The organism is Phyllobacterium sp. (assembly GCF_037994425.1).
Classification (GTDB): Bacteria; Pseudomonadota; Alphaproteobacteria; order Rhizobiales; family Rhizobiaceae; genus Phyllobacterium.
Window position 1 is genome coordinate 1 of sequence record NZ_JBBNAM010000333.1, and the last position, 2223, is coordinate 2223.

Sequence of the window (2223 nt, forward strand, 5' to 3'; positions counted from 1 at the left end):
AAATCGAAGACTACCGTAATTTCGGTATCATGGCGCACATCGACGCCGGCAAGACCACGACCACCGAGCGTATCCTTTACTACACCGGTAAGTCGCACAAGATCGGTGAAGTCCACGATGGCGCCGCGACCATGGACTGGATGGAGCAGGAGCAGGAACGTGGCATCACGATCACGTCCGCTGCGACCACCACGTTCTGGAAGGGTCGTGACGGCAAGATGCGCCGTTTCAACATCATCGACACGCCTGGCCACGTCGACTTCACCATCGAGGTCGAGCGTTCGCTGCGCGTTCTCGACGGTGCTATCGCTCTCCTCGATGCCAATGCCGGTGTTGAGCCGCAGACTGAGACTGTCTGGCGTCAGGCTGAGAAGTATCATGTTCCGCGCATGATCTTCGTCAACAAGATGGATAAGACCGGCGCCGATTTCTATCGCTGCGTTGAGATGGTCAAGACCCGTCTTGGCGCCAAGGCGCTCGTCATGCAGCTGCCGATCGGTGCTGAGAACGAGTTCAAGGGCGTTATCGATCTTATCGAAATGAAGGCACTCATCTGGCGCGACGAACAGCTCGGCGCCCAGTGGGATGTCGTCGAAATCCCGGCTGACCTGAAGGACAGGGCTGAAGAATTCCGCGAAAAGCTTATCGAGACCGCCGTTGAGGTCGAAGAAGCTGCTATGGAAGCCTATCTCGAAGGCAACATGCCGGACAATGACAAGCTTCGCGCCCTCATCCGCGTTGGTACGTGCCGCGTAGAGTTCCATCCCGTATTCTGCGGCTCGGCCTTCAAGAACAAGGGCGTCCAGCCGCTTCTCGATGGTGTCGTCGAATATTTGCCTTCGCCCGTCGATGTTCCTGCGATCAAGGGTATTGATCCCAAGACCGATGCGGAAACAGTTCGCAAGTCGTCTGACGAAGAACCCTTGTCGATGCTGGCATTCAAGATCATGAACGACCCGTTTGTCGGCTCGCTGACATTCTGCCGCATCTATTCCGGCAAGCTGACCAAGGGCATCTCGCTCGACAACACGGTAAAGCTGAAGCGCGAACGTATCGGCCGCATGCTGCAGATGCACTCCAATTCGCGTGAAGACATCGAAGAAGCATTTGCCGGTGACATCGTTGCCCTGGCAGGCCTCAAGGAAACCACGACGGGTGACACGCTTTGCGATCCGTTGAAGCCGGTTATCCTGGAGCGCATGGTGTTTCCGGAACCCGTTATCTCGATCGCGATCGAGCCGAAGACCAAGGCTGACCAGGAAAAGATGGGCCTCGCGCTTAATCGTCTTGCTGCTGAAGATCCTTCCTTCCGCGTCAAGTCAGACGAAGAATCCGGCCAGACCATCATTTCCGGCATGGGCGAGCTTCATCTCGACATTCTCGTTGATCGTATGCGTCGCGAGTTCAAGGTCGAGGCGAATGTCGGTAATCCGCAGGTTGCCTATCGTGAATCGATCACCCGCAAGGCGGAAATCGACTACACGCATAAGAAGCAGTCCGGTGGTTCGGGTCAGTTCGCCCGCATCAAGGTCATCTTCGAGCCGCATGACGGCGACGAGTTCATCTTCGAATCGAAGATCGTCGGCGGTGCCATTCCGAAGGAATACATCCCTGGCGTTGAGAAGGGTATCTTGAGCGTCATGGGTGCGGGTCCGCTCGCAGGCTTCCCGATGCTCGGCGTGAAAGCCACGCTGATCGACGGTGCCTACCATGATGTGGACTCCTCGGTTCTCGCCTTCGAAATCGCAGCTCGCGCTGCATTCCGCGAAGGTGCGCAGAAGGCCGGTGCCCAGCTGCTCGAGCCGATCATGAAGGTCGAGGTTGTAACCCCCGAAGATTACGTCGGTGACGTGATTGGCGATCTGAACTCACGTCGTGGTCAGATCTCGGGCACGGAAGCTCGTGGTATCGCGACCGTCGTTAATGCAAACGTGCCGCTGGCCAACATGTTTGGTTATGTGAGCAACCTGCGTTCGATGAGCCAGGGACGTGCACAGTACACGATGCAGTTCGATCACTACGAACCTGTTCCGACGGCAGTCGCGCAGGAAATCCAGAAGAAGTTTGCGTAACCAATCGGTTGCGCGTGAAAGTTGAGAAGCCTGAGCAGGCGAACATATAACGGAGAGCTCAGATGGCTAAGAGCAAGTTTGAACGTAACAAGCCGCACGTCAACATTGGCACGATTGGTCACGTTGACCATGGCAAGACGTCGTTGACGGC

Annotated in this window: 2 protein-coding genes; both read left to right on the plus strand. The window is 56.5% G+C overall.

Features of this window, described 5'->3' with window-relative positions; all coding sequences use genetic code 11:
* Positions 1-2: 2 nt before the first annotated feature.
* Positions 3-2072 (plus strand): elongation factor G, encoded by a 2070-nt coding sequence (gene fusA / locus AAAB35_RS22015; protein WP_340670408.1) that lies wholly within the window; start codon positions 3-5, stop codon positions 2070-2072.
* Between the two features lie 62 nt (positions 2073-2134).
* Positions 2135-2223: GTP-binding protein (locus AAAB35_RS22020; protein WP_010007596.1), on the plus strand; the 89-nt coding region annotated here is incomplete at its 3' end.